Source organism: Ornithinimicrobium tianjinense (assembly GCF_014636495.1).
Lineage (GTDB): Bacteria > Actinomycetota > Actinomycetes > Actinomycetales > Dermatophilaceae > Ornithinicoccus > Ornithinicoccus tianjinensis.
Genome location: NZ_BMEM01000004.1, coordinates 165,445 through 190,720, shown reverse-complemented (window position 1 = coordinate 190,720; position 25,276 = coordinate 165,445). Strand labels below are relative to the sequence as shown.

Annotated in this window: 23 protein-coding genes; 10 read left to right on the top strand and 13 right to left on the bottom strand. The window is 73.1% G+C overall.

Going from position 1 to position 25,276, the window contains the following annotated elements:
* Positions 1-94: 94 nt before the first annotated feature.
* The 3 genes from IEV65_RS12480 to IEV65_RS12470 are packed head-to-tail and all read right to left on the bottom strand — an operon-like array spanning position 95 to position 2,314.
* Positions 95-781: an HpcH/HpaI aldolase family protein gene (locus tag IEV65_RS12480; protein WP_188431275.1), complete on the bottom strand. Its 687-nt coding sequence runs from the start codon at positions 779-781 to the stop codon at positions 95-97.
* Entirely contained in the window at positions 774-1,637 is an 864-nt protein-coding gene (locus IEV65_RS12475) for an SGNH/GDSL hydrolase family protein (RefSeq protein WP_268235348.1), read from the bottom strand. Before IEV65_RS12475 ends, IEV65_RS12480 begins: the two co-directional genes overlap by 8 nt.
* Entirely contained in the window at positions 1,634-2,314 is a 681-nt protein-coding gene (locus IEV65_RS12470) for a uracil-DNA glycosylase (protein ID WP_229735238.1), read from the bottom strand. The genes IEV65_RS12475 and IEV65_RS12470 overlap by 4 nt, the downstream gene beginning before the upstream one ends.
* 113 nt (positions 2,315-2,427) lie before the next feature.
* Between IEV65_RS12470 and IEV65_RS12465 the strand changes: the two genes are divergently transcribed.
* The 4 genes from IEV65_RS12465 to groL all read left to right on the top strand — a co-directional run bounded on the left by IEV65_RS12465 (position 2,428) and on the right by groL (position 7,244).
* Entirely contained in the window at positions 2,428-2,715 is a 288-nt protein-coding gene (locus IEV65_RS12465) for a DUF3263 domain-containing protein (protein ID WP_188431271.1), read from the top strand.
* 65 nt (positions 2,716-2,780) lie between these two features.
* Positions 2,781-4,478 carry a formate--tetrahydrofolate ligase gene (locus IEV65_RS12460; RefSeq protein WP_229735237.1) on the top strand — a complete coding sequence of 566 codons (1,698 nt, stop codon included), beginning with the start codon at positions 2,781-2,783 and terminating at the stop codon, positions 4,476-4,478.
* 10 nt (positions 4,479-4,488) lie between these two features.
* Positions 4,489-5,328: an MBL fold metallo-hydrolase gene (locus tag IEV65_RS12455; protein ID WP_188431267.1), complete on the top strand. Its 840-nt coding sequence runs from the start codon at positions 4,489-4,491 to the stop codon at positions 5,326-5,328.
* A gap of 290 nt (positions 5,329-5,618) precedes the next feature.
* On the top strand, positions 5,619-7,244 hold the full coding sequence (gene groL / locus IEV65_RS12450; RefSeq protein ID WP_188431265.1) for a chaperonin GroEL: 1,626 nt from the start codon (positions 5,619-5,621) through the stop codon (positions 7,242-7,244).
* Between the two features lie 162 nt (positions 7,245-7,406).
* On the opposite strand, the gene IEV65_RS12445 is transcribed toward groL, so the two are convergent.
* Positions 7,407-7,703, bottom strand: coding sequence for a WXG100 family type VII secretion target (locus IEV65_RS12445; protein WP_188431263.1), 297 nt, complete (start codon positions 7,701-7,703; stop codon positions 7,407-7,409).
* Positions 7,704-7,813: 110 nt separating this feature from the next.
* Here IEV65_RS12445 and IEV65_RS12440 point away from each other — a divergent pair, with 110 nt between their 5' ends.
* Both IEV65_RS12440 and IEV65_RS12435 read left to right on the top strand, forming a co-directional pair.
* Positions 7,814-8,149 (top strand): YnfA family protein, encoded by a 336-nt coding sequence (locus IEV65_RS12440; protein ID WP_188431261.1) that lies wholly within the window; start codon positions 7,814-7,816, stop codon positions 8,147-8,149.
* The gene (locus IEV65_RS12435) at positions 8,146-8,913 is read left to right on the top strand and encodes a DUF4031 domain-containing protein (RefSeq protein ID WP_188431259.1); all 768 of its coding nucleotides are present in this window, start codon (positions 8,146-8,148) and stop codon (positions 8,911-8,913) included. Before IEV65_RS12440 ends, IEV65_RS12435 begins: the two co-directional genes overlap by 4 nt.
* Positions 8,914-8,960: 47 nt before the next feature.
* On the opposite strand, the gene IEV65_RS12430 is transcribed toward IEV65_RS12435, so the two are convergent.
* Positions 8,961-9,656, bottom strand: coding sequence for an HD domain-containing protein (locus IEV65_RS12430; protein WP_188431257.1), 696 nt, complete (start codon positions 9,654-9,656; stop codon positions 8,961-8,963).
* 507 nt (positions 9,657-10,163) lie between these two features.
* Between IEV65_RS12430 and IEV65_RS12425 the strand changes: the two genes are divergently transcribed.
* Entirely contained in the window at positions 10,164-11,993 is a 1,830-nt protein-coding gene (locus IEV65_RS12425) for an adenylate/guanylate cyclase domain-containing protein (RefSeq protein WP_188431256.1), read from the top strand.
* Positions 11,994-11,999: 6 nt separating this feature from the next.
* On the opposite strand, the gene IEV65_RS15760 is transcribed toward IEV65_RS12425, so the two are convergent.
* Complete coding sequence (locus IEV65_RS15760; protein ID WP_229735236.1) at positions 12,000-12,650, bottom strand: hypothetical protein; 651 nt, start codon at positions 12,648-12,650, stop codon at positions 12,000-12,002.
* Positions 12,651-12,747: 97 nt separating this feature from the next.
* Between IEV65_RS15760 and IEV65_RS15935 the strand changes: the two genes are divergently transcribed.
* Entirely contained in the window at positions 12,748-15,051 is a 2,304-nt protein-coding gene (locus IEV65_RS15935) for a PEP/pyruvate-binding domain-containing protein (RefSeq protein ID WP_188431254.1), read from the top strand.
* Positions 15,052-15,107: 56 nt separating this feature from the next.
* On the opposite strand, the gene IEV65_RS12410 is transcribed toward IEV65_RS15935, so the two are convergent.
* The 7 genes from IEV65_RS12410 to IEV65_RS12380 all read right to left on the bottom strand — a co-directional run bounded on the left by IEV65_RS12410 (position 15,108) and on the right by IEV65_RS12380 (position 24,139).
* Positions 15,108-17,144 carry a HelD family protein gene (locus IEV65_RS12410; protein ID WP_229735235.1) on the bottom strand — a complete coding sequence of 679 codons (2,037 nt, stop codon included), beginning with the start codon at positions 17,142-17,144 and terminating at the stop codon, positions 15,108-15,110.
* A 68-nt stretch (positions 17,145-17,212) separates the two neighbouring features.
* On the bottom strand, positions 17,213-18,388 hold the full coding sequence (locus IEV65_RS12405) for a glycosyltransferase family 4 protein (protein WP_188431252.1): 1,176 nt from the start codon (positions 18,386-18,388) through the stop codon (positions 17,213-17,215).
* Positions 18,389-18,418: 30 nt separating this feature from the next.
* On the bottom strand, positions 18,419-19,654 hold the full coding sequence (locus tag IEV65_RS12400) for an NAD-dependent epimerase/dehydratase family protein (protein ID WP_188431250.1): 1,236 nt from the start codon (positions 19,652-19,654) through the stop codon (positions 18,419-18,421).
* A gap of 98 nt (positions 19,655-19,752) precedes the next feature.
* Positions 19,753-21,000, bottom strand: a complete 1,248-nt coding sequence (locus IEV65_RS12395; RefSeq protein ID WP_188431248.1) for a S1C family serine protease — start codon at positions 20,998-21,000, stop codon at positions 19,753-19,755.
* Between the two features lie 81 nt (positions 21,001-21,081).
* Entirely contained in the window at positions 21,082-21,516 is a 435-nt protein-coding gene (locus IEV65_RS12390; protein ID WP_308642579.1) for a VOC family protein, read from the bottom strand.
* A gap of 369 nt (positions 21,517-21,885) precedes the next feature.
* The gene (locus IEV65_RS12385) at positions 21,886-23,424 is read right to left on the bottom strand and encodes a sensor histidine kinase (RefSeq protein WP_229735234.1); all 1,539 of its coding nucleotides are present in this window, start codon (positions 23,422-23,424) and stop codon (positions 21,886-21,888) included.
* Between the two features lie 10 nt (positions 23,425-23,434).
* A complete protein-coding gene (locus IEV65_RS12380) occupies positions 23,435-24,139 on the bottom strand; it encodes a response regulator transcription factor (protein ID WP_188431246.1) in 705 nt (234 codons plus the stop codon).
* A gap of 204 nt (positions 24,140-24,343) precedes the next feature.
* Here IEV65_RS12380 and IEV65_RS12375 point away from each other — a divergent pair, with 204 nt between their 5' ends.
* Complete coding sequence (locus tag IEV65_RS12375) at positions 24,344-24,685, top strand: hypothetical protein (RefSeq protein ID WP_188431244.1); 342 nt, start codon at positions 24,344-24,346, stop codon at positions 24,683-24,685.
* Positions 24,682-25,260, top strand: a complete 579-nt coding sequence (locus IEV65_RS12370; protein ID WP_188431242.1) for a hypothetical protein — start codon at positions 24,682-24,684, stop codon at positions 25,258-25,260. Before IEV65_RS12375 ends, IEV65_RS12370 begins: the two co-directional genes overlap by 4 nt.
* Positions 25,261-25,276: the final 16 nt, after the last annotated feature.

The window sequence follows — 25,276 nt, the reverse complement described above, 5'->3', positions numbered from 1 at the left end:
AGCGTAACAGCCGCACGTGCGGCACTTTCGGGGGTTGTGGGTGTTCCGCGGAACACCTGTCGCCTCAGTGGCGAGGTCGACGAGGTCGGGCGCGTCAGCCGCCGAGCAGGCCGGCGACGCCCTGCCGCAACGCGGTGATGTCGGTGTCGACGGCGACGAGGTCGAGGTCGGCCGGGAGCTGGGGATCGAGCTCGCGGTGGGCGCTGAAGGCACCCGCGAGCAGACCGCGCTCGCGGGTCACCTCCCGGACCCGCGCGATCCCGGCGACGACGTCGGCGTCGGTGACTCCCGGGCGGCCCAGCGAGAGCGAGAGGTCGTACGGCCCGACGAACAGACCGTCCACGCCGGGCACCGCCGCGATCTCCTCGACCGTCTCCAGCGCCCCGCGCGTCTCCACCATCGGCAGCAGGAGGGGGCGCTCGGGTCCGCCCACGAGGACGGCGCGCGTCAGGCCGGTGCTGCGCCGGCCCTCGGGCGGGAAGCGCACCGCGGCGACCAGCGACTCCACGTCGGCCGGCGACTCCACGCCGGGCACGATGACGCCGGCCACGCCGGTGTCGAGCACGCGCGCCAGGTGGCCGGGGTCCTGGGAGGCGGCCCGGGCCAGCACCGGAACCTGCGCGACCCGCAGGAGACCGGGGAGGTGCGCCACGTCATACACCCCGTGCTGGAGGTCCACGCCCAGCCAGCCGATGCCGTCCGTCGGCAGCAGCTCCAGCGCGTCCGCGCCGAGCACGCACAGCCACAGGCCGCGGTGCGTCGTGAGGTCAAGGTCAGCCATCGTCGGGCTCCTTCTCGGGTATGGCGTGCAGGCTCGGCTCGTCCGCGGGTGCCAGGTCGGGCCGCTTGGGGGTGACGTGGTCGCCGGAGGAGCGCCCGGTGAGGCGGCGCTGGACCCAGGGGGAGAGGTACTCGCGGGCCCACTGGGCGTTGCCGCGGACCGTCTCGAGGGTCCCCGCCGGCGCCTGCGGGGGCAGCGGCACGTGCCAGTCGGCGTCCTGCGGGTCGTGGCCGAGCGCGGCGTAGGCCGCCAGCGCCACGCGCCGGTGCCCCTCGGGCGTCATGTGGATGCGGTCCTCGGCCCACATCCGCCAGTCCTTGAGGACGTCCAGGGCCCACTGGTTGAGGACGTAGCAGCCGTGACGGCCCGCGATCGTCCAGATGTGGGCGATGTAGGTGGCCGCACGGCCGCGGGTCAGCCCCACGACGGGCGCCCCGGCCGGGTCGGTGGGGGTCGCCATGAGCACGTCGGCCCCGGTCGCGCGGATCCGGACGACCGCGGCCTCGAGCTGGGCGGCCAGGGCGTCGATGTCGGCGCGCGGGCGCAGGATGTCGTTGCCCCCGCCCACGATGCTGACCAGGTCGGGCCCGAGCGCGAGAGCGGCGTCGAGCTGCGGCCCGGCGATGTCGTCGAGCTTGCGGCCGCGCACGGCCAGGTTGGCGTAGCCGAACTCCTCGACGTGCGGGGCGAGCAGGGTGGCGAGCCGGTCGGCCCACCCGACGTAGGCGTCCGGCGTGCGCGGGTCGGGGTCGCTCATCCCTTCGGAGAATGAGTCGCCGATCGCGACATACCTCGTCCAGGGCCGCGGGAGCGGCCTGATCGCGCCGGCGCCGGAGCCGGTCGGGGGGAGCGTCACGGGAGCCTCCAGTCGACGGGGTCCGCGCCCTGGCGGACCAGCAGCTCGTTGGTGCGGCTGAACGGCCGGCTGCCGAAGAAGCCGCTGCGGGCCGAAAGCGGCGAGGGGTGCGCGCTCTCGATGCGCGGCACGTCGCCGAGCCGTGCTGCGAGCCCGCGCGCGTCGCGGCCCCACAGGATCGCCACGAGGGGGCCGCCGCGCCGCACGAGGGTGTCGATGGCCAGCTCGGTGACCTCCTCCCAGCCCTTGCCCCGGTGGCTCGCCGGGGTGCCCGGGCGGACGGTGAGGACCCGGTTGAGGAGCATCACGCCCCGCTCGGCCCACGGGGTGAGGTCGCCGGACGACGGGGTGGGCAGGCCGAGGTCGGTGGACAGCTCGGTGTAGATGTTCTGGAGGCTGCGGGGGACGGGGCGGACGTCCGGGGCCACCGAGAAGCTCAGGCCGACGGCGTGCCCGACGGTGGGGTAGGGGTCCTGGCCGACGATGAGCACCCGCACCTCCTCCAGCGGCCGCTCGAAGACGCGCAGCACGTGCTCGCCGGCCGGCAGGTAACCGCGACCTGCGGCGACCTCCTCGCGCAGGAAGGCGCCGAGCTGCGCCACTGTGCCCTGCGCCGGCTCGAGCGCCCGCGCCCAGGACGGGTGCACGAGCTCGCTCAGCGGGGTGGGGGACGGCACGGCACGAGAGTATGCCGTCCGCCACACCGGGCCAGGAATGACACCTGTGTAAGTCTGATGGCGTAGTCTTGGGCCCACACACGTGAGCGAGCAGTCGAGAGGGAGACGGGACATTGGGTGCAGCCACGCGGATCCAGCCCGGGCAACCGACCTCGCTGACCGACCGTGACCGCGAGATCCTCGACTTCGAGCACCAGTGGTGGAAGTACGCCGGGTCGAAGGAGCAGGCGGTCAAGGACCTGTTCGACCTGAGCCCCACGCGCTACTACCAGATCCTCAACCAGCTGATCGACAACGACGACGCGCTGGCGCACGACCCGATGCTCATCAAGCGCCTGCGTCGCCAGCGCGCCCGCCGGCAGCGGACGCGCTCCGCCCGGCGCCTCGGCATCGAGCTCTGAGGGACCCCTCCGAAACGGCGTTCTCGCCGTCGCGCTACCGTTTTCTGCGGTGGCGGGTCGACGAGATGACCGCCCTGTCCGCAGGAGGTCCCCCAGTGAAGTCCGACGTCGAGATCGCCCAGGCGGCCGAGCTCAAGCCCATCGGTGAGATCGCCGAGCAGCTGGGCCTGTCCGTCGACGAGTACGCCCCCTACGGTCACGACAAGGCCAAGATCTCCCTGTCGGTCCTGGACCGGCTCGCGGACCGTCCGGACGGCAAGCTGATCCTCTGCACGGCGATCAACCCCACCGCGGCCGGCGAGGGCAAGACGACGACCAACGTCGGTCTGTCGATGGCCCTCAACCGCATCGGCGCCAAGACCATCACCACCCTGCGTGAGCCCTCCCTGGGCCCGGTCTTCGGGATGAAGGGCGGCGCGGCCGGCGGCGGCTACGCCCAGGTGGTGCCGATGGAGGACATCAACCTGCACTTCACGGGTGACTTCCACGCGATCACCTCCGCCCACAACCTGCTGGCGGCGCTGCTGGACAACTCCCTGCACCAGGGCAACCCGCTCAACATCAACCCCAAGCGCGTCGTCTGGCCGCGCGTCCTGGACATGAACGACCGCGCGCTGCGCAACGTCGTCATCGGCATGGGCAAGGTCGGCGACGGCGTCGTCCGCGAGTCCGGCTTCGAGATCACCGTCGCCTCCGAGATCATGGCGGCACTGTGCCTGGCCACCAGCCTCGAGGACCTCAAGGAGCGCTTCGGTCGGATGGTCGTGGCCTACACCTACGACAAGAAGCCCGTGACGGCCGCCGACCTGGAGGCTCCGGGGGCCATGGCGCTGCTGATGAAGGACGCCATCAAGCCCAACCTGGTCCAGACCCTGGAGAACACCCCGGCGATCATCCACGGCGGGCCTTTCGCCAACATCGCCCACGGCAACAACTCCATCGTCGCCACGAAGACCGCGCTCAAGCTGGCCGACTACGTCGTCACCGAGGCGGGCTTCGGCGCGGACCTGGGCGCGGAGAAGTTCTTCGACATCGTCTGCCCGGCCGGCGACCTCAAGCCGAGCGCGGCCGTGGTCGTCGCCACCGTCCGTGCCCTCAAGCTCAACGGCGGCAAGGACAAGAAGGAGCTCACCAACGAGGACCTGTTCGCCCTGGGCAACGGCATCGTCAACCTCGAGCAGCACCTCGAGAACCTCGCGAAGTTCGGCGTGCCGGCCCTGGTGGCCATCAACCGCTTCCCGAGCGACACCGACGCCGAGCTCGACCTCGTGCGCCAGCGCTGCGAGGCGCTCGGGGTCAGGGTCGTGCTCTCCGAGGTCTTCGCCAAGGGTGGCGAGGGCGGTGAGGAGATGGCGCGCGCCGTCGTCGAGCTGTGCGAGCAGGAGAGCAGCTACCGTCCCCTCTACGACCCGAGCGACGAGCTGCACAGCAAGATCGAGACCATCGCGCGCGAGATCTACCGCGCCGACGGTGTCGACCTGGCACCCTCCGCGGCCACCCAGATGGGCCAGATCAAGGCCGACGGCTACGGCGAGCTCCCCGTCTGCATGGCCAAGACGCAGTACTCCTTCAGCGACGACCCGACCCGGCTCGGCGCCCCGCGCGGCTTCCGGATCACGGTCCGCGACCTCGTCGTCAACGCGGGGGCCGGGTTCGTCGTCGCGCTGACCGGGGACATCATGCGGATGCCCGGCCTGCCGAAGGTCCCGGCGGCCAACGGCATGGACATCGCGGACGACGGGACGATCACCGGCCTCTCGTAGACTGCGGCCCATGGCTGAGGTGACGTGGGAGCAGGTCGCGCCCGGCGTCCACGTGCGTCGCCACGAGGAGCTCAACCTCAACTGCGGCCTGGTCGTGGGCTCCGAGCGGGCCCTCGTCATCGACACCCGCAGCTACCACGAGCACGGTATGGAGCTGCTCGCCGCGGTCCGCGAGGTCACCGACCTCGAGGTCGTCGTGGTCAACACCCACGCCCACTACGACCACTGCTTCGGCAACAGCGCGTTCCGCGACTCGCAGATCTACGCCCACTCTGGTGCCGTCGACGACCTGGTGCGCACGGCGGAGATCCAGCGGGAGGCGATCGTCGCCCACATGCGCCGGACCGACCGCGAGCACATCGCGCGCGCCATCGAGATGACCGAGATCGTCATGCCGTTCTACCTCGTCGAGGAGGACACCGAGCTCGACCTGGGCGGCCGGGTGGCGACGCTGATGCACCGCGGGCGCGGGCACACCGACCACGACCTCGTGGTCGGCGTGCCCGACGCCGGCGTGGTCTTCATGGGAGACCTGGTCGAGGAGGGCGCCGACCCTCACATGGAGGACGCCTACCCGCTCGAGTGGGGCGCGACCGTGCGGGCCTTCCTCGACTCCGACCTCGGAGCAGACAGCGGGACATGGGTGCCGGGCCACGGGCTGGTGGTGGACCGCGCGTTCGTCGAGGACCAGGCGTCCCTCCTCGAGCGCCTGGCCGCTCGGCTCCGTGAGCTGCTCGACGCCGGAGCGCTGGGGGTGGACGGCCTCGTCAGCGGCTGCCGCGGCCTGGGTCTGGAGGACCAGACCCTCCGCGACGCCGCCGTCCGCGCCCTCGAGCTCCGCACCCCCTGACCTGACCACACCTCCCTGCGACCGAGCGCGTCACGTGGTTGCTGCCGGCGCGGTCGGTGGGTATGCCGTTATCGTTCCGCGCGCTCGGTGGCGTGCGGAGGGTGGCATTTGCACTCGAAGGGGTCGAGTGCCAACATGGGCGTTAGCACTCTCGGCCTGAGAGTGACAGATCCGATCGGCAGTGTCGAGGGTCGGGCAGCGGTGGCGACGTGAGCCTCGCGGGCCTGGCTCGTCCGTCGCGGGCGACTCCGCCGGTCATCCGCCCATCAGCGTGTGGAGGAAAGACCACGATGGCCAAGACCATTGCGTTCGACGAGGAGGCCCGTCGCGGCCTCGAGCGGGGTATGAACACCCTTGCCGACGCCGTGAAGGTGACCCTCGGCCCCAAGGGCCGCAACGTCGTGCTGGAGAAGAAGTGGGGCGCCCCCACGATCACCAACGACGGTGTCTCGATCGCCAAGGAGATCGAGCTGGAGGACCCCTACGAGAAGATCGGCGCCGAGCTGGTCAAGGAGGTCGCCAAGAAGACCGACGACGTCGCGGGTGACGGCACCACCACCGCGACCGTCCTCGCCCAGGCCATGGTCCGTGAGGGCCTGCGCAACGTCGCCGCCGGTGCCAACCCGATGGCCCTCAAGCGCGGCATCGAGGTCGCCGTCAAGGCGGTCAACGACGAGCTGCTGAGCATGGCCAAGGAGGTCGAGACCAAGGAGCAGATCGCGCAGTCCGCGTCCATCTCCGCGGCCGACACCGAGATCGGCGAGATGATCGCCGAGGCCATGGACAAGGTCGGCAACGAGGGTGTCATCACCGTCGAGGAGTCCAACACCTTCGGCCTGGAGCTCGAGCTCACCGAGGGCATGCGCTTCGACAAGGGCTACATCAGCCCCTACTTCGTCACCGACACCGAGCGCATGGAGGCCGTCCTGGAGGACGCCTACGTCCTCGTCGTCAACTCCAAGATCTCCTCGGTCAAGGACCTGCTCCCGCTGCTGGAGAAGGTCATGCAGTCCGGCAAGCCGCTGGCGATCGTCGCCGAGGACGTCGAGGGTGAGGCCCTCGCGACCCTCGTCGTCAACAAGATCCGCGGCAACTTCAAGTCCGTCGCCGTCAAGGCCCCGGGCTTCGGCGACCGCCGCAAGGCCATGCTGGCCGACATCGCCATCCTCACCGGTGGCCAGGTCATCTCCGAGGAGGTCGGCCTCAAGCTCGAGACCGCCGAGCTCGACCTGCTGGGCACCGCCCGCAAGGTCGTCGTCACCAAGGACGAGACCACCATCGTCGAGGGCGGCGGCGACGCCGACCAGATCGCCGGTCGCGTGGCCCAGATCCGCGCCGAGATCGAGAACAGCGACTCCGACTACGACCGTGAGAAGCTGCAGGAGCGTCTGGCCAAGCTGGCCGGGGGCGTGGCCGTCATCAAGGCCGGCGCCGCGACCGAGGTCGAGCTCAAGGAGCGCAAGCACCGCATCGAGGACGCCGTCCGCAACGCCAAGGCTGCGGTCGAGGAGGGCATCGTCGCCGGCGGTGGCGTGGCCCTGATCCAGGCGTCCAAGGCGTTCGAGGGCCTGTCGCTCGAGGGCGACGAGGCCACCGGTGCCAACATCGTCAAGGTCGCCGTCGAGGCCCCGCTCAAGCAGATCGCGATCAACGCCGGTCTCGAGGGCGGCGTCGTGGCGGAGAAGGTCCGCAACCTCACCCCGGGCCACGGCCTCAACGCGGCCAGCGGCGAGTACGGCGACATGCTCGCCTTCGGTGTCGCCGACCCGGTGAAGGTGACCCGTTCTGCCCTGCAGAACGCCGCCTCCATCGCGGCCCTGTTCCTCACCACCGAGGCGGTCATCGCCGACAAGCCGGAGAAGGCCCCCGCGATGCCGGGCGGCGCCGACGGCGGCATGGGTGGCATGGACTTCTGATCCACCCGGATCGGAGACAGACGCGCCCGCGTTCCTCGCGGGCGGTCAACCACGGACGGGGCGGTCCCTCCTCACGGAGGGGCCGCCCCGTCGGCCTGTCCCTGGGGGAGGACAGGCGGTGCCGCGCCGGCGGTGCAGGGGTCGGGGCCGACGCGGCACCGGTCACTGGGGCACGAAGCGCATCCGGTTGGTGAGCTCGACCTGCTCGTAGTCGTGGCCCGTGACCCGCAGCGTCGTGGAGATGTGCTGCAGCGAGGACCGGACCTGCTCCTGCGTGACGCTCCACTCCTGGGTCACCGCCTGGAAGCCGCCGGCGGCCGCTCCTTGCCAGCAGTCGCCCAGCGCGGTGAGCTTGGCCATCATCGCCCGGACCTCTGACTCGATCGTGCTGGCGATCCGCTCGATGTCGGCCGACGCGGCGGCGATCCGCGCGGTGTCGACGGCGAAGGTGTTGCTCATGCCTGTCCCTCCCTGGTGATCGGCGGCGCCTCCCGCCACCGCTGTCTGCGACGCTAGGCGAGCGTCGCCATACCCCGCAGAAGTTGTCCACAGGGCTAGGGTCTGACCTCATGACCGGCCGCTCGACCCTCCTCTTCGCCCTTGCCGCGCTCCTCGAGATCGGTGGCGCGTGGCTGGTCTGGCAGGGCATCAGGGAGTCGCGGGGCTGGCTGTTCGTCGGGCTCGGCGTGCTCAGCCTCGGGCTCTACGGCGTCGTGGCCGCGTTCCAGCCGGACGCGCACTTCGGGCGGGTGCTGGCGGCCTACGGCGGGGTGTTCATCGTCGGGTCCCTGCTCTGGGGCGTGGTCGTGGACGGCTTCCGCCCCGACCGGTATGACGTGATCGGCGCCCTGGTGTGCCTGGCCGGCGTCGCCCTGATCATGTACGCCCCCCGGGCCGCCGCGTGAGCGTCCTCATCGACCCGCCCCTGTGGCCGGCGCACGGGCGCCTGTGGTCGCATCTCGTCTCCGACACCTCCCTCGCCGAGCTGCACCTCTTCGCGCGCCGCGCGGGCCTTCCCGAGCGCGGCTTCGAGGGGGACCACTACGACGTGCCCGAGGAGCGGTATGCCGATCTGGTCGCCCTGGGCGCGACCCCAGTCGGGGCGACGCAGCTGGCCCGGATCCTGCGCGACAGCGGCCTGCGCTTCCGCAAGCGCAAGGGCGAGCGACCGCTCGCCCGGGTCGAGAACGGGCTCAGCGCGGCGACCGCCGCGCCCCACGTGCTCGACGTCGTGGCTTCACCCCACGAGCGCGTCGACGCCGGTGCCACGGTCGTGCTCGTGCGGGCGGGTGACCTGATGGCGATGGTCCGCAACGCCTCGCGACCCGGATGGGCGCCGCCCGGTGGCAAGCGAGACCCGGGGGAGAGCGCGCGGGAGGGTGCGGTCCGCGAGCTCTCGGAGGAGACCGGGCTGCGGCTGCGGCCCGACGACCTCCGGCCGGTCGGCTACGAGCGCGTGACCGTCGATGAGGGCGTGGACGCGTGGCCGTTCGGACCGGGGGCGAACCACCTGCAGGTCTTCGCCGCCGCCGTCGAGGTGGCGGTCCCGCTGCGGCCCGCGCTGGACGACGTGCTCGAGGCCGCCTGGTTCGCGCGCGGCGACGCCGAGCGACTCTCCGGAGCGCAGCCGTGGTGGCCGATCGTCGACTGGTGGTGGGAGCGCCTCTGAGCGGGCCGACGCAACGAGATGGCGCGTTCGGTGGGGGGTGAGCGGGGTCAGGCGAGGTCGGCGAGCTCGTCGGCGAGGTTGACGCGGGCCTGCGCGGTCCAGGCAGCGTGCGCGTGGTCGGTCCGGTAGATCCGCTCCCGCCCGGCGAAGCCCCCCATCACGGCGGCCCGGCCGGCGCGGAAGAGGTGGTCCGGCACGTGGGCGTACTCCTCGCGCACCTGGGCGCGGTACGCGGCATACCTCGGGGACGGTGCGGAGAGGATCCACAGGTCGGCGTCGTGCACGGCGTCCAGGACCCGCGCCCCGACCCCGCCCTCGACCCCGCCCGGCCGGACCTCGTGCGTCGCCGTCATCAGCACCCCGTCCTCGACCGTGCCGACGAGCGTGTCGTCGACCCCGAGCGCGTGGAGGTGGTCACGCGCCATGGTCGCGCTGCGGTGCTCGTTGCTGCCCGGTGCGGCACTGGGGTCGTAGTGCAGGTCGTGGTACCACCCGACGGCCCGAGCCAGCAGCGCCTCCCGCACGTCCAGGTGCCCGGCGCCGGCCAGCTCGTCGAGCGCCGCGAGCACCTCGGCGAGGTGCTCCGCCGTGTGGTAGCGCCGGTGCGGCTCGCCCCAGCCCCGCAGCAGCAGCGAGCCCTCCCGCAGCCACAGGTCGCGGCCGGCACGCGGGGCGAGCAGCTCGGCATCGGCCAGCCAGCGGTCGAGGAGCGGCTCGGCCAGCGCGTTCACGACGGGTTCCACGGACCCACTGTGGCATCCGGGCGCCAGGCTGCGCGTCCGCGGGGTCTGGTGGTGGGCGCCACGCGGATCTACGCTGGATCATTGCCCGTGACGAGTGGGGAGCCAGACCCCTGCTCCTGGTCGTAGAGCACGACGCCGCCCGGCTGGGGAGCACCGAGTCGGAGCTGTCGCGCAGCTTCGCCTCGTCCTACCGCGTGCGCGGCGAGGTCGGCGCCCCCGACGCGCTGCGCGTGCTTGAGGGGGCGCACGAGCGCGGGGAGCGGGTCGCCCTGGTCCTGGTCGGGGACGGTATGCCGCCCGCCGCGCGGGCGGAGGTGCTCGCCTCGGCGCGGAGCCGGCACCCCGAGGCCCGGCGCGCGCTGCTCATCGACTGGGGTGCCTGGGCCGACGAAGGGGTGGCCGGGTCCATCCTGCGGGGCACCGCCGTCGGCGACCTCCACTGCTACGTGCTGCGGCCCTGGACCGAGGACGACGAGCTCTTCCACCGGACGCGCCGACCCCTCGGCCATGACGGGGGCCGACCTCGTGGCCTTCGGGCAGTCCGCCTGGTGGACGAGCCGCCCGGAGCGCTCCTTCCAGCTGCGGGAGACCGCCTTCGCCCGGCTCGTCGAGGAAGGGCTGCCGGAGGCCGCCGGGAAGGTCGCGGTCTCCCACGCCTGGGACTTCTCCGCGCGGGGTCAGATGGCTCCCTACCAGGGCTGGATGGCCAAGGCCGAGCGGGTGCTGGAGGGCCGGGAGGAGTCCCCGAGCTACGCCTACCTGCTCGTCGTCCGCGGGTTCAACCTCATGGAGTCCGGCAACGTCGCGGAGGGCCTCGTCGACCTCCAGCGCGCCGAGGGGCTGGGTGGCGAGCTCCGGCTCAAGGACGTCGTCGCGCTGGCCCGGATCGCCCAGGGGACGATGAAGGTCCGGTCCGGCCAGGTCGACGAAGGGCTGGCGATGCTGGACGAGGTGACCGCCTCGGCGGTGAGCGGCGAGCTGCCGGCCTTCGAGTCGGGCCTGATCTACTGCGTGACGATCTCCACCTGCCACGACGTCGGCGACGTGCGTCGGGCCGCGGAGTGGACCGAGGCCGCCAGCGCCTGGTGCGACCAGCACGACCTGACCGGCTTCCCCGGGGCCTGCCGGATCCACCGGGCCCAGCTGCTGCGGCTGCGAGGCCTGTGGACCGACGCGGAGCGTCAGTGCCAGGCCGCCTGCGAGGAGCTCGCCGACTACAACGCCTGGATCACCGCCGAGGGTCGCTACGAGATCGCCGAGATCCGGCGCCGGCGGGGGGAGTTCGGGGCCGCCCTGGAGGGCTACCGCGACGTCGCCGCCGTCGGCATGGACCCCCAGCCGGGGCTGGCCCTGCTCCGGCTGGCGGAGGGCAAGGTCGACACGGCCGCCGCGGCGCTGCGCCGCAGCCTCGCCGAGGGCGGGGCGCCGCTGGGACGGATGGCGCTGCTGCCGGCGCAGGTGGAGGTGGCCCTGGCCGCCGGCGACCTGGCGACCGCCCGCGCGGCCGCCGCCGAGCTCGAGGCGACGATCACGGCATACCGGATCGGGGACGTGCCCGCCCCCGCCTTCCAGGCGCAGCTGCACCTGGCCACGGGGCGCATCCAGCTGGCCGAGGGCGACTGGGCGGCCGCGGCACGGAGCCTGCGGCTGGCGCGCTCGGCCTGGCAGCAGATCGGTGCGCCCTACGAGGTCGCGCAGGCGCGGATGCTGCTCGGCCTGGCCTACCGGCACGAGGGCGACGAGGACGGTGCCACCGGAGAGCTCGAGGCGGCGCAGAGCACCTTCGCCCGCCTCGGGGCGCGGCTGGAGGAGGAGCGGGCCAAGGAGCTGCTCGGCCGGCTGGAGACCCGGCGCACCTTCGTCTTCACCGACATCGTCGGCTCGACCGAGCTCGCCCGCACGCTGGGCGACGAGAAGTGGCGGCGGCTGCTGGCCCGGCACGACCAGCTGCTGCGCGAGCGGATCACGGAGGCCGGCGGCGAGGTGATCAAGCAGACGGGCGACGGGTTCTTCGCCGCGTTCGAGCGGCCGCGCGCCGCGGTCCAGGCTGCGGTCGCGATCCAGCGGGCTCTCGCCGAGGAGGTGGTGGCGCCCGACGTGCGGATCGGCGTGCACACCGGTGGGGCGTTCCACCCCGACGGTGACGCGTCCGACTACGCGGGCCAGGGGGTGCACATGGCGGCGCGGATCGGCGCGGCGGCCGGCGCCGGGGAGATCCTGGTGAGCGCCGAGACGCTGGACGGCACGACGGACACCGGGTCCCTGTCCGAGCCTCGCGCGCTGGCGCTCAAGGGCTTCGAGGACCCGGTGCCGGTCGTGGCGGTGCGGTGGAGCTAGCGGACCTCAGCGCTTGAGCATCGCGTCCGCGAGGTCGGCCAGCGCGTCGGCGAGCTCCTCGCGGGCGTCGTGCGCGCTCGCCATGAGGCCCTTGACGCCCTTGTGCGCGCTGCCGGAGCCGGAGTGCACCGCGCCGCCGACCGCGCTGGAGATCCCGTGCCCGACCGAGCTGGCCGCGCCGGTCACGCCGCCCGCGACCGCGCCCGCGGCCCCGGTGACGCCGTCGGCCACGGCCTGGGCGGCGTGCTTGGTGCCGGAGAGGAAGGACTGCATGGCCAGGGTGGCGCCGGCGCCGACGAGCCAGACGTCCTTGGCGAGCCCGACGCCCTGCTCGGTCGGCCGGATGCCGTCGTCCTGGGTCATGCCGGGGGTCTTGAGGTAGAGCCCCGTCAGGCCGGCGCCGAAGGCGGCCAGGGCGCCGCCGGCGACGGCGGAGGGGACGGTCGGCAGCAGCAGCATCGCCCCGAGACCGATCTCGCCGTAGGCGAGCAGCTTGGCGAAGTCGCCGGGCTTCATGTCCTTGAACATCGGGTAGACGCTTGACGTCCAGCCGTGCATCTTCTCCTGCGCGGCCTCGTCGGCCTTGAGCTTGCTCAGGCCCGAGTTGAGGATGAAGGCGCCGGTCGCGACGCGGATCGGGACGTGGGTCGGGTGCATGGTCACTCCTGTTCGGCGAGACATCGGTGCTGCTCACACCGTATGCCGCCGCCCCACCGGCCCGCCACCGGGGCGTCCTCGCGGGTAGCGTCGGGGTGTGGAGCTGTGCGTCCCCCTCGCCGACCTGACCCGTGCCGAACTCGCCGTGGCCGGGGGCAAGGGCGCCAACCTCGGTGAGCTGGTGCGGGCCGGGTATGCCGTGCCGCCCGGCTTCGTGGTCACGACCGAGGCCTACCGCCTGGCGGCGAGCTCCGGGTGGGAGCATGTCCCCGCCGCCGTGGCCGAGCAGGTCCGTGCCGGCTACGCGGCGCTGGGGGAGCCGCCGGTGGCGGTGCGCTCGAGCGCGACGGCCGAGGACCTTCCGGGCGCGGCGTTCGCGGGTCAGCAGGACACCTACCTCGACGTGGTCGGCGCCGAGGCGGTGGTCGCGGCGGTGGCCGACTGCTGGCGCTCGCTGCGCACCGAGCGGGCGGTCGCCTACCGGCGCCGGCTCGGCATACCGGAGGAGAGCGTGTCGATGGCGGTCGTGGTGCAGGAGATGGCGCGGCCCGACCACGCCGGGGTGCTCTTCACGGCCGACCCCGTGACGGGGCGGCGCGACAGGGTCGTCGTCGACAGCTTCCCCGGCCTGGGCGAGGCCGTGGTGGGCGGGCACGTGACGCCGGACCACGCTGTCATCGATGCGGCCGGGGAAATGGTGGAGCGCCGGGCGGGCGAGCGACCGGGCGAGGAGCTGCCCGACGAGGTGCTCGCGGAGCTGGCGCGCGTCGGGCGGGGCGTCGCCGCCCACTTCGGTATGCCGCAGGACGTCGAGTTCGTCGTCGAGGACGGACGGGTGGTGCTGACGCAGGCGCGGCCGATGACGGCGCTGCCCCCGCCGCCGGTGCGGCTCAACCGCCTGCAGCGGGCGACGGGTCCGGTGCTGCTCGAGCTGCTGCCGCGGCGGCCGCTGCCGCTGGAGCTGACGGCGTGGGTCGACGAGGTGCTGCGGCGGCACCTGGGGCGGATGTTCGGCGAGATGGGCGGGATGCGGTTCGACGGGGCGGACGTGCTGCCGCGCGAGGACGGGGTGCTGCAGTCGTTCGTGCCGCCGGTGCCGCGGCCGAGCCTGGCCAGTCCGCTGCGGGCGGTGCGCTCGGCGTGGCGGTCGGTGCGGCACCCCGCGCGCGGCTGGCGGGACGATCCGCGCCTGGACGCGCTGCGCAGCCGGGCGGACGCGCTGCGCGGACCCGGGCTGGAGGAGCGGTCGTGGGACGACCTCCGCGACGCCCAGGCCGAGGCCGCCGACCTGCTCGACGAGCTGGGAGCCCTGCGGGCGCGCTACCTTCCGGCGGCGTTCCGCGCCCTGGTCCTCCTCGCGCTCTCGGTGAAGGTCGTCGGTCGGGGGCTCAGGGTCGTCGACCTCGTGGGCGGCGTGGGCTCGGAGACGACGAGGCTCAACGCGGCGCTCGCCGACCTGGCCGACCGGGTCCGCGCGGAGCCTCGTCTGCGGGCCCTGTTCGCCGGACGCTCGGGGGAGGAGCTGGCCTCAGCGGTCCGGCAGGGCCCGGCCGCCGTGCCTGTGCGCGAGCAGCTCGACGCGGTCCTGCAGCGGTGGGGGCACCGCGAGGGGTCGACGATCCTGCTCCTGCACGAGCCCTCGTGGGGGGAGGACCCCGCGCCGGTGCTGGGCATCGTCAAGGCGCTCGCCGCCGACGCACCGCCGACCACGGTCCATCGACCACCGGCGGTCCCCCGGGCGCTGCGCAGGCTCGCCCGGGCCGCGGCGGAGGGCGCGGCGATGCGCGAGGACACGCACCTGGAGATCAGCCGGTCGATGCCGGGGCTGCGCCAGACGTTCGTGGAGATGGGGCGTCGGCTCGCCGAGCACGGTCACCTCGAACGGCCGGAGGACGTCTGGTACCTCCTGCGGGACGAGCTCACCCAGCTGCCCGACCCGGCCGCGGCACAGAGTGCTGGAGCGACGGCATACCCGGAGCTGCGCGCACTCGTGGAGCGCCGCCGCAACGGCTATGCGGCGCTCGCGGGGTCGCCGCTGATCGCGCGGGCGAGCCTCTACCCGGGACAGGGCGCGCGGACGGACGCGCTCGTGAGTGGCATCGCGGGGGGCGGCGGGAGCGCGACGGGGACCGTGCGGGTGCTGGCCGGGCCGGAGGAGTTCGGCTCCTTCCTGCCCGGGGAGGTGCTCGTGTGCGCGGCGACGAGCCCGCCCTGGACGCCGCTGTTCTCGCGTGCAGCGGCCGTCGTCGTCGACCACGGTGGACCCGCGTCGCACGCGGCGATCGTGGCGCGCGAGTACGGCCTGCCCGTCGTCCTCGGCACCGGGACCGCCACCTCCACCCTGCGCACCGGCCAGGTCGTGACGGTCGACGGAGACCGCGGCACCGTCACCGCACCCTGACCCCCCCCACCGAGGGTGGAGCGGTTGCTGTCCGCCGAGGGGCTGGGGGAGGGGGGCTACGGAGCGGCGAGGGGTGCGGGGAGGGGGTCGGCGTGGACGACCGTGAGGCCGGTGACGGCGCGGGTGAGCACGACGTAGAGCCGGCGCAGGCCGGTGCGCTCGTCCGGCTCGGCCGCGGCGATCGAGGCCGGCTCGACGACGACGACCTGGTCGAACTCCAGGCCCTTGGCCACGGTCGCCGGCACGAGGTGCAGCGGCAGGATCCGCTCCTCGGCGTGCTCGCCGTCGAGCACCTCGTGCTCCAGCCCCGCGGCGCCCAGCGCATCGCCTACCCGACCGACCCACGCGTCGGGCACGATCACGCCGACCGATCCCTCGTGCTCCGAGGCTGACCGCGCCGCCTCGACCGCGCCGGCCACCGCGTCGCCGACCACCACCACGTCGAGCCGACCCGGGTTGGACCGCACGGACCGCGGCGCACCGAGGCCGGGCGCCATGTGGGGGAGGAGGCGAGCGGCATACTCGATCACCGCCGCAGGCACGCGGAAGCCGCGGTCGAGCACTTCCAGGTGCACGCCGTCCGCGCCGAGGTCCTTGCCCAGGTGATGCAACGACTCCTCCCACGAGCCGGTCGCCCACGGCGTCGTCCCCTGCGCGATGTCGCCGAGCACGGTGAGCGAACCGGTCGAGGCCCGGCGCCCGACGGCCCGCAGCTGCATCGGCGAGAGGTCCTGCGCCTCGTCCAGGACGACGTGGCCCAGGCTCGGGGTCCGTTCCACCACATCCGCGAGCTCGTCGAGCAGCGCGAGGTCGGCCACGCTCCACCGGGCCCTGCCCGGCGTCCGGGAAGGCTTGTCCCACACCATGACCCGCTGGTCGTCGGCCAGCCCCTCGCCGGTCGACAGCACGTGGTGCAGCACCACCTGTGGCGTCAGCTCGGGCCAGACGGCCTTCACGTACGCCTTCACCGCGGCCGACCGCGCGACGCTGTCCTGCACCGTGTCGTCCGGTGAGTCCCCCGCCCGCTCCATCGCCACGAGGACGGCGTGCGCCAGCCGCTGGGGGAGCATCGCGCGGGCCGCGGCATACCTGACCCCGCGCGAGCGCAGCTCGTCGAGGATGTCCTGCACCTCGTAGGCCGGCACGCGCCACCGGTGCGCCCCGCGCGGCACCACGAGCGCCTCGGTCGCGGGCCGGACCCGCGACCACACCGCCTCGCGCAGCACTTCGGCCATCCGCGCCTCGCCCTTGAGCCGCGCGACCTCCGGTATGTCGTGCGCGCGCACCGTGCCGTGCGCGGCCAGCTCCTCGACGGTGGTGTGCCGCACGGTCACCTCGCCCAGCGAGGGGAGCACCGCCCCGACGTGCTCGAGGAAGGCGCGGTTGGGGCCGACGACGAGCACGCCGGAACGGGCGAGCCGGTCGCGGAAGGCGTAGAGCAGCCAGGCCGCGCGGTGCAGGCCGACGGCGGTCTTCCCGGTGCCCGGCGCCCCCTGGACGCAGATGGTGGTCGCCACGTCGGAGCGGACGATCTCGTCCTGCTCCGGCTGGATGGTGGCGACGATGTCGCGCATGGGCCCGATGCGGGGGCGCTCGATCTCGCGGGCGAGCAGGGCGCTGGAGCCGGTGGCGGCAAGGCGGTCGTCCGCGGGTGCCCCCTGCAGCTCCTCGTCCTCGAACGCCGTGATCCGCCCGGCCTCGACACCGAAGCGCCGCCGTCGGCGCAGCCCCATCGGCTCGGTCGGGCTCGCCCGGTAGAACGCGGTGGACACGCCCGCGCGCCAGTCGACGACGACCGGGTCACCGCCCTCGTCGCTGACGTGCCGGCGCCCGATGTAGAGGGTCTCGGGCGCGTCGGTGTCGATGCGGCCGAAGAAGAGGGTCGTGCGCGGGTCGTCCTGCAGCGCGCGGGCGCGCAGCCACAGGGTGTGCGCCAGGGCCTCCCCGGCGATCGCGTCGCCCCCGTCGGCCTGCAGGGACAGGGTGTGCTCGCGCATGCGCGCGAGCTCGGCGCGGGCGCGGTCCAGGTGGGCGCGTTCGGCGGCGAGCTCGGTCTCGGGGGAGGAGGGCTGGGTATGACGTGTGGCGGGCACGGGTGACCTCGGCGGGTGAGGGGGGGAAGAGCGAGGCTACCCGACTGCTCGTCCCGCCGTCCCCGCCCTCAGGGGTGGCGGGCGCGCAGGGCGCGGTGCACCGGGGGGCGGCCCTGGTGCCGCTCGAGGGCCAGCTCGTAGTAGCCCACGAGCGCCTCGGTCGCCGCCCGCCACGAGTGCCGCTCGGCGTCGGCGCGGGCTTCGGCGCCCATCCGGGCGCGCAGCTCGGCGTCGGTCAGCAGCTCCTGCAGCCGCGCCGTGAGGCCCTCGGCGTCACCGGGTGTGACCAGGAAGCCGGTGCGCCCGTGGTCGACGGCGAACGGGATGCCGCCCGCGTCGGCCCCGACCACCGGGACGCCGCTGGCCATCGACTCCAGCGCCACCAGGCCCAGCGTCTCGGTCGTGGAGGGGAAGGCGAAGACGTCGGCGGAGGCGTAGGCGGCCGCCAGATCGGCGCCCGCCAGGTAGCCGGTGAACACCGTCGGGGTCCCGGCGAACCTCCGCTCGAGCTCCTCCCGGCCGGGGCCGGAGCCTACGAAGGCGAGGCGCGCGCCATACCCCGAGAGACGACGGATCGGCTCGAGGAGCTGGTCGAGGTCCTTCTCCTTCGACAGCCGGCCGACATACAGGATCAGCGGGGCGTCGGGGTGACCGTCGGTGAGGCGGTGGCGCATCGCCTCCGTCCGGGCGCCGGGGTGGTAGGTCACCGTGTCCACGGCCTTGGGCCACAGGTCCACCTCGCGGATCCCGACCTCGCGGGCGCGGTCGACCATCTGCTGGGAGGTGCAGAGGTTGACCTCGGCGAGGTTGTGCATGCCTGTCGTCCACCCCTGGACCGGGGCGCGCAGCACCTGCAGACCGTTGCCGATGGCCGTCGTGTAGGAGGGCACGTCGGTGTGGAAGCTGGCGAGCAGCGGCAGGTTGCGGCGCCGGGCGGAGAGCACGCCGTAGGCCGCGAGCCACACCGGGTTGACCGCGTGCACGACGTCCGGCTGGAAGGCCTGCATCTCGCGGGCGATGCGCGGGGTCGGCAGGCCGACCTTGATCTCCGGGTACCACGGCCGGAAGGACACCGAGCGCACCCGGACCACGCGGTGCGGGCCGTAGTGGCCCGGCGGGTCGCCCGGCGCGAAGACCAGAGCGGTGTGGCCGAGCTCGGTCAGCTGGTCCAGCGTGCGGGTGATCCGGGTGACCACCCCGTCGACCTTGGGGAGGAAGACCTCGGTGAAGAGCGCGATGCGCATGGCCCTGCCTGGTATGCCGTGACGTCCGGGTCAGACCGCGGTCGCCGCGGTGGCCGCGGTCGCCGCGCTCCGCGACGGGGGCACGCCGGGCCGCTGCTCCTGCGTCCAGACCGAGGTGCACGGGATCTTGTCCAGGTCGGCGCGGTCGGCATACCGGCGCGCGACGTCCTCGACCTCGACCAGCAGTCCCTCCTCCAGGAGCGTGGGCTCCAGGCCGAGGTCGAGGAAGGTGTCGTTGCGCACGTGCAGCTCGTTCTCGGCGGCCTCGTGGCGCGGGTTGGGGACCAGCTCGACGGTCGCGTCGCTGATCCGGGCGACCAGCTCGGCCAGGTCGCGCACGCGGTGCGTCTGGGTCATCTGGTTGATGATCATCACGCGATCGCCGACGGCCGGAGGGTTCTCCAGGGCCAGCTGCACGCAGCGGACCATGTCGCGGATGTGGATGAAGGCGCGCGTCTGCCCGCCGGTGCCGTGCACCGTCAGCGGGTAGCCGACCGCGGCCTGCATGAGGAAGCGGTTGAGCACCGTGCCGTAGTCGCCGTCGTAGTCGAAGCGATTGATGAGCCGCTCGTCGCGGGCGGTCTGGTCGGTGTGCGTGCCCCAGATGATGCCCTGGTGCAGGTCGGTGATCCGCAGCCGGTCGTTCTTGGCGTAGTAGGCGAAGAGGTTCTGGTCGAGCACCTTGGTGAGGTGGTAGACCGAGCCGGGGTTGGTCGGGTAGAGGATCTGCTGCTCGACCGGCGCGGCCCCCTCGTCCTCCGGCGTCACGGTCACGTCGAGGTAGCCCTCCGGGATCTTCATCCCGGCCGTGCCGTAGCCGTAGACGCCCATCGTCCCCAGGTGCACGACGTGGATGTCCAGGCCGGTCTCCACGACGGCGGCAAGCAGGTTGTGCGTGGCGTTGACGTTGTTGTCGACCGTGTAGCGTTTGTGGGCGGGGGACTTCATGGAGTATGGCGCGGCCCGCTGCTCGGCGAAGTGCACCACCGCGTCCGGCCGCTCGGTGAGGAGCAGGTCGCGCAGGTCGTCGTAGTCCTGCGCCACGTCCAGCTCCACGAACCGGATCTCCCGGCCGGCGACCTCGCGCCAGGCCGCGACCCGCTCCTGGGGGGTCGCGATGGGGGTCAGCGAGGAGGCTCCGAGCTCCTCGTCGATCCGGCGACGGGACAGGTTGTCGACGAGGAGCACGTCGTGGCCGAGGTCGCTGAGGTGCAGCGAGGCCGGCCAGCCACAGAATCCGTCGCCGCCGAGGACCACGATCTTCACGGGGAGCTCCTAGAACGAGGGTGGCACCACCGGGACATGGAGGTGCCGTCCGACCAAACTTACCCTGCAGGTCGGACGGCACCCGGCATCCGGGGAGGTCAGCCCTCGTCGGGGCGGGCCGCCAGGGTCACGGTGACCTCCTCGCGCTGGCCCTGGCGCACGTAGTCGATCGTCACCTCGTCGCCCGTGCCGCGCTCGCGCACCTGGCCGACGAGCGCGGTGGCCGAGCTGACGGACTCGCCGTCGATCCCGATGATGAGGTCTCCGGCCTGCAGCCCTGCCTGCTCCGCCGGGGAGCTCGGCTCCACCTGGCCCACCTCGGCACCGCTCAGCGTCGCCCCGTCCGTCTCGGCCTCACCGTCCCCCAGCGTCACCCCGAGGAAGGCGTGCTGGGCGGTGCCGGTGGAGATCAGCTGGTCGGCGATCAGCCGCACCTTCGTCGCCGGGATGGCGAAGCCGATGCCGATGGAGCCCGCCTGGCTCTGGCCGGCGGACGGTAGGGCCGCGATCGAGGAGTTGATGCCCACGAGCTCTCCGGCCCCGTTGAGCAGCGCGCCGCCGGAGTTTCCCGGGTTGATCGCCGCCGACGTCTGGATCGCGTTGGTGACGACGGGCGCCCCCGACATGCCGGACGCATTGCCGCTGCCCTGCGTGGTGACCGGGCGGTCGAGGGCGCTGACGATGCCGGTCGTGACGGTGCCCGACAGGCCGAGCGGGTTACCTACCGCCATCACGGGGTCACCCACCGCCAGCAGCTCGTCGTCACCGACCTTGATGGGCGTCAGCCCGTCCGGCACGGTGTCCAGCTTGACCACGGCGAGGTCGCTCGAGACGTCGGTGCCGACGACGGTCGCCGGGTAGGCACGCCCGTCGGACAGCACGACCCGCAGCTGCTGGGCGCCCTCGACGACGTGGGCGTTGGTGACCACGTGCCCCTGGTCGTCCCAGACGACTCCCGAGCCTGCCCCCTCACCCTGCGCGCCCGCGGTGTCGATCGACACCACGCTGGGGGTCACCTCGGTGGCGATGGACCGCCAGTCCTTCTCGCCGGTGAGGGCCACGGTCGTGCCCTGGTTGGAGGCGGAGGTCCCGGACGCCTCGTCCGAGGTGCTGCTCGAGCTCACGGTGCTGCCGTCGTCGGCGGCGCGGACGGCCGCGTAGGTCCCGCCCGAGGCGAGCGCCGCCGCCAGGACGCTGGCCACGGCGACGTCGCCGAAGCGCCGCCGCTGCCGCGGCGCCGGCGGCGTCGCGTACGGCGCGGTGGGCGCGTTGGGTGCGGTGGGGTCCACCGCGTCGGGGCGGTGCGGGTACGAAGAGCTGTCGGGTCCCTGCGGCGAGGTGGTCATGGCCCCCATCAGACACCAGGGAGGTCGGTGCGGGCTGGGGGTCGGCTGTGACTTTCCTGGACGCCCTCGCCCGGGCCGGGGTCAGCCGTCCTCGCCCGCGCTCGCGGCGACGTCGAAGGACCACATGACGCCGAACCGGTCGAAGACCTGGCCGTAGTGCGACCCCCACGGGGCCAGCGCGAAGGGCATGTTCATCGAGCCGCCACCGGCCACGAGCGCGTCGATCAGCTCGCGGGCGCGCTCCACGTCGTCGCGGGAGTACAGGAGGGAGTACACCGTGTCGCGAACGGCATACTCCTCGCCGGGCATGGCATCGCCGCCGGTGATCCGCCCGCCGTCCACGTCGAGCTGCGCGTGCGCCACGGCCTGCGGGTCGGGCTCGAAGGGCATGCCGGTCATCTGCGGGACGTCGGAGTAGCGCATCAGCAGCAGCTCGCCGCCGAACACCTCCTGGTAGTGCGTGAACGCCTCGGCGGCGTTGCCGAGGAAGGCCATGTAGGTCGACAGCGTGGCCATGATGACTCCTCGTCCGGGGAATGGATGCTGCCGAGGCTAGTGCCGGCCGCCGACAGAGGTGCGGTTCCGGACGCTCCGCGACAGTGGTCGAGAACTGGAGCGGCTCCGGTTTGGCGTGCGTGTCCTGCTCCGGTGAGTGGGTTGTGCACGGGCTCGCCCGGTATGGCGTGCGCGTGCCACTCCGGTGAGTGGTTTGCGCGCGCCCTCGCCCGGTATGGCGTGCGCGTGCCACTCCGGTGAGTGGGTTGTGCACGCGCGCCCCCGGTATGGCGTGCGTGTCTCACTCCGGTGAGTGGGTTGTGCACGGGCTCGCCCGGTATGGCGTGCGCGTGCCACTCCAGTGAGTGGGTTGCGCACGCTCCGCGGGCGTCAGGAGCGACGGCGGTGGGCGCCGGTCTCCTCCTTGTGCGAGGGTCGGCGCACGCTGATCTCCCCGGTCACCGGGGGAGCGGCCGGGAGCTCGACCCGGAAGGTGGCGCCGCCGCCCGGGGTGGGAAGGTGGCGGACGGTGCCGCGGTGCCGCGCGACGATGGCGGAGACGATCGCCAGGCCGAGCCCGGTCCCCCCGGACTCCCGGCTGCGTGAGCGGTCCGCACGATAGAAGCGCTCGAAGACCCGTTCGGCCGTGCCCGGCTCCAGACCGGGACCGTGGTCACGGACCTCCGCCACGACCGTCTCGCCCACCCGCCCCAGGGCCACCTCGATCGGCGTCGCGGGCGGCGTGTGGGTGATCGCGTTGGCGACCAGGTTGGTGAGCACCTGGCGCAGTGCGCCGTCCTCACCGACGACGGTGTGCCCGTCGCGGGACGTGCCCTCGAGTGTCACCAGGGCGATCCGCCGGTCGGGGGCGCGCACCTGGGCGTCCTGGACGACGTCGTTGGTCAGCACCGTCAGGTCCACGCGCGTCGGCGACATGGCGGGCTCGGAGTCCAGGCGTGTCAGCGTGAGCAGGTCCTCGACCAGCCGGGCCATCCGCGTGGCCTCGTCCTCGATGCGGCGCATGGCCCCCGGCACGTCCTCCGGGGCCACGGCGCCGAAGCGGTACAGCTCGGCATACCCTTTGACGGTGGCCAGCGGCGTCCGCAGCTCGTGCGACGCGTCGGCGACGAAGGTGCGCATCTTGCGCTCGGAGGCCTCCCGGACCGCGAAGCTGTGCTCGATCTGCGCGAGCATCCGGTTGAGCGAGTCCGACAGCGAGCCCACCTCGTCCGCAGCGCCGTGGGGAGGGACGCGGCGGGTGAGGTCGCCGTCGGCGATCGCGGCGGCGGTGTCCTCGATCCGGGTCAGCGGGCGGAAGGCGCGGCGCACGGCATACCAGCCGAGCACGCCCACCACCGCCAGCGTGGTCAGGCCGATCACCAGGGTGAGGCGCAGCAGGGTGGCGACGGTGCTGTCGACATCGTCCAGCGGCGCCGCGACGGCGATCGTGCCGCCCTCGGTGAGGCGTTTGGCCAGCACCCGCCAGGTCCCGTCGTGCCCGCGCGCCTCCACGGTGAACGGCGAGCCCAGCCGGTGGTCGTCGTCGTCCACGCGCTCGAGCTCCGGGCGGCTGATCTCCGAGCGGCTCGGCAGCACGAACGGTGTCGGCGCCGCGGTCTTGTCCGGCGGGGTGTAGATGACGAAGTAGGGGTTGGGCGGCACGAAGGTGCGCTGCTCCAGCGCCGGCTGCCCCGTCGCCTCCTCGATCATCTGGCTCAGCGCGGTCACCGCGAGAGGCTCGATGTAGGCCTCCAGGTCCGCGTCGGTGCGGTCGAGCAGGAAGCCGCGCAGCATCATGATCGTCACCGAGGTGGTGAGCAGGTAGGCCGCGAGGACGAGCAGGATCACCACCGTCACCAGACGGCGGGTCAGGGACAGCTTGTGCAGGCGCTGGTATGACGTGCTGCGCAGCCGGGCGAGCAGCCTCACCTTGCGCGCGTCACCGGGGAGCGCGCAGGACGTAGCCGACGCCGCGCTTGGTGTGGATGAGCGGGTCGCCGACGACGTCGATCTTGCGCCGCAGGTAGGAGATGTAGGACTCCACGATGTTCATCTCGCCGCGGAAGTCGTAGTCCCACACGTGGTCGAGGATCTGGCTCTTGGACAGCACCCGGCCAGGGTTGAGCATGAGGTAGCGCAGCAGCTTGAACTCGGTGGGGGAGACCTCGATGACCTGCCCGTTGCGGCGGACCTCGTGGCTGTCCTCGTCGAGCTCGAGGTCGGCCACCCGGAGGACGTGCGCGTCCTCCTCGATGGTGCGGGTGCGGCGCAGCACCGCCCGGATGCGGGCCACGACCTCCTCGAGGCTGAAGGGCTTGGTGACGTAGTCGTCGCCGCCGACGGTGAGCCCCTTGACCTTGTCGTCGAGGGAGTCGCGGGCGGTGAGGAAGAGGATGGGGACGTCCTGGCCGCGCTCGCGCAGGGTGCGGGTGACGGTGAAGCCGTCCATGTCGGGCAGCATGATGTCGAGCACCGCGAGGTCGATCTCGTGCTCGCCCGCCAGCTGGAGGGCGGTACGGCCGTCGGGGGCCGCATGCACCTCGAAACCGGCGAAGCGCAGGCTGGTCGTCAGCAGCTCGCGGATGTTGGTCTCGTCCTCGACGACGAGGAGAGTGGCCTCCGGGGCGTCGTGCGTGGTCGTCATGCCCACCATCGTCCGACCGTTGCCTGGGAGATGGCTGGACATGGGCTGGGGCCGGGGTCGGTCCGTGGGAGCCGGCGTGCCGTCAGTCGCTCGGTGCCCATGGGTCGGTGATCTCGCGCAGCATCGTCAGCGCCTCGCGCAGCGCGCGCATCCGTCACCGCGCGGATCCGGCAGACGGTGGGCTCCAGGCGCCACAATGCCGGAGTGACCCCGCGCGACACGCACACCGACATCGTGCTCCACGGTCAGGACATCGCCCTTCCGCTCGGTATGACGCTTCCGCTCGCCCCCGAGGAGGCCGCCATCGCGGCCGACCGGCTCTGGCAGGTCCGACCGTCCCGGCTCTCCTCCGTCTACAGGCGGATCGCCCTCGACGGGCACCGGCTGGTGGCCGACGACGTCGACTGGCAGGTGGGCCGGGGCAGCGAGGTCCGCGGCCCGGTCCTGGGCCATCTGCTCCTGCTCTCCGGCCGCACCGCGCTCCTGGACCAGCTCCACGGTCCGGGGGCGGACGCGCTGCGCCGCGGCTGCGAGGCCGCGGCGTGAGCACGCGCCGCCGGCCGGGCCTGGGCCGACGGGCGCTGCTGAGCGTCGCAGGCGTGGTGCTGGCGGTCGCCGTGTGGTTCGTGGCGGGCCCGCAGCTGACGGCCATCGGCTGGGTCGGCAAGGGCGACTGCGCGCGAGTCGACGAGAACGGCCGAGGTGTCCCGCCGCGGCTGGTCGAGGCGGACTGCGAGGGCGCGGACGGCCATCTCACCTACACCGTCACCGACACCAACATGTCCGCACAGGTGGCGCACTCCCTGTGCCCGGGTGCCGACGTCGGCTGGTTCGAGAAGAACTACCCGCGACCGGGCCGCGCGCCCGACCCCCAGGCCCGGGCGCGGTTCGCCTGCCTGGCCCCGAACCTCGAGGTCGACCGCTGCTACCGCGCGTCGGGGGAGCTGCCGGACGAGGTCGACAGCTACTGGGCCCGGCCCACCTGCGACGAGCGGGGTGTGGGCTACCTGCGGGTGGTCTCCCAGGACGACCGGGCCGGCGGCCGCTGCGAGGAGGGGCAGATCGCCCTGTCCTTCCCCGTGCCCGGACGGACCTACTGCGTGGAGCTGCAGGAGGGCTGAGCCCAGCCCGCACGAA

Coding starts and splice junctions, on each gene's coding strand:
- IEV65_RS12480 (WP_188431275.1), bottom strand. CDS start 781: ATGGCTGACCTTGACCTCACGACGCACCGCGGCCTGTGGCTGTGCGTG.
- IEV65_RS12460 (WP_229735237.1), top strand. CDS start 2,781: ATGACCGCCCTGTCCGCAGGAGGTCCCCCAGTGAAGTCCGACGTCGAG.
- IEV65_RS12455 (WP_188431267.1), top strand. CDS start 4,489: ATGGCTGAGGTGACGTGGGAGCAGGTCGCGCCCGGCGTCCACGTGCGT.
- groL (WP_188431265.1), top strand. CDS start 5,619: ATGGCCAAGACCATTGCGTTCGACGAGGAGGCCCGTCGCGGCCTCGAG.
- IEV65_RS12445 (WP_188431263.1), bottom strand. CDS start 7,703: ATGAGCAACACCTTCGCCGTCGACACCGCGCGGATCGCCGCCGCGTCG.
- IEV65_RS12440 (WP_188431261.1), top strand. CDS start 7,814: ATGACCGGCCGCTCGACCCTCCTCTTCGCCCTTGCCGCGCTCCTCGAG.
- IEV65_RS12425 (WP_188431256.1), top strand. CDS start 10,164: ATGACGGGGGCCGACCTCGTGGCCTTCGGGCAGTCCGCCTGGTGGACG.
- IEV65_RS15760 (WP_229735236.1), bottom strand. CDS start 12,650: ATGCACCCGACCCACGTCCCGATCCGCGTCGCGACCGGCGCCTTCATC.
- IEV65_RS12405 (WP_188431252.1), bottom strand. CDS start 18,388: ATGCGCATCGCGCTCTTCACCGAGGTCTTCCTCCCCAAGGTCGACGGG.
- IEV65_RS12395 (WP_188431248.1), bottom strand. CDS start 21,000: ATGACCACCTCGCCGCAGGGACCCGACAGCTCTTCGTACCCGCACCGC.
- IEV65_RS12390 (WP_308642579.1), bottom strand. CDS start 21,516: ATGGCCACGCTGTCGACCTACATGGCCTTCCTCGGCAACGCCGCCGAG.
- IEV65_RS12380 (WP_188431246.1), bottom strand. CDS start 24,139: ATGACGACCACGCACGACGCCCCGGAGGCCACTCTCCTCGTCGTCGAG.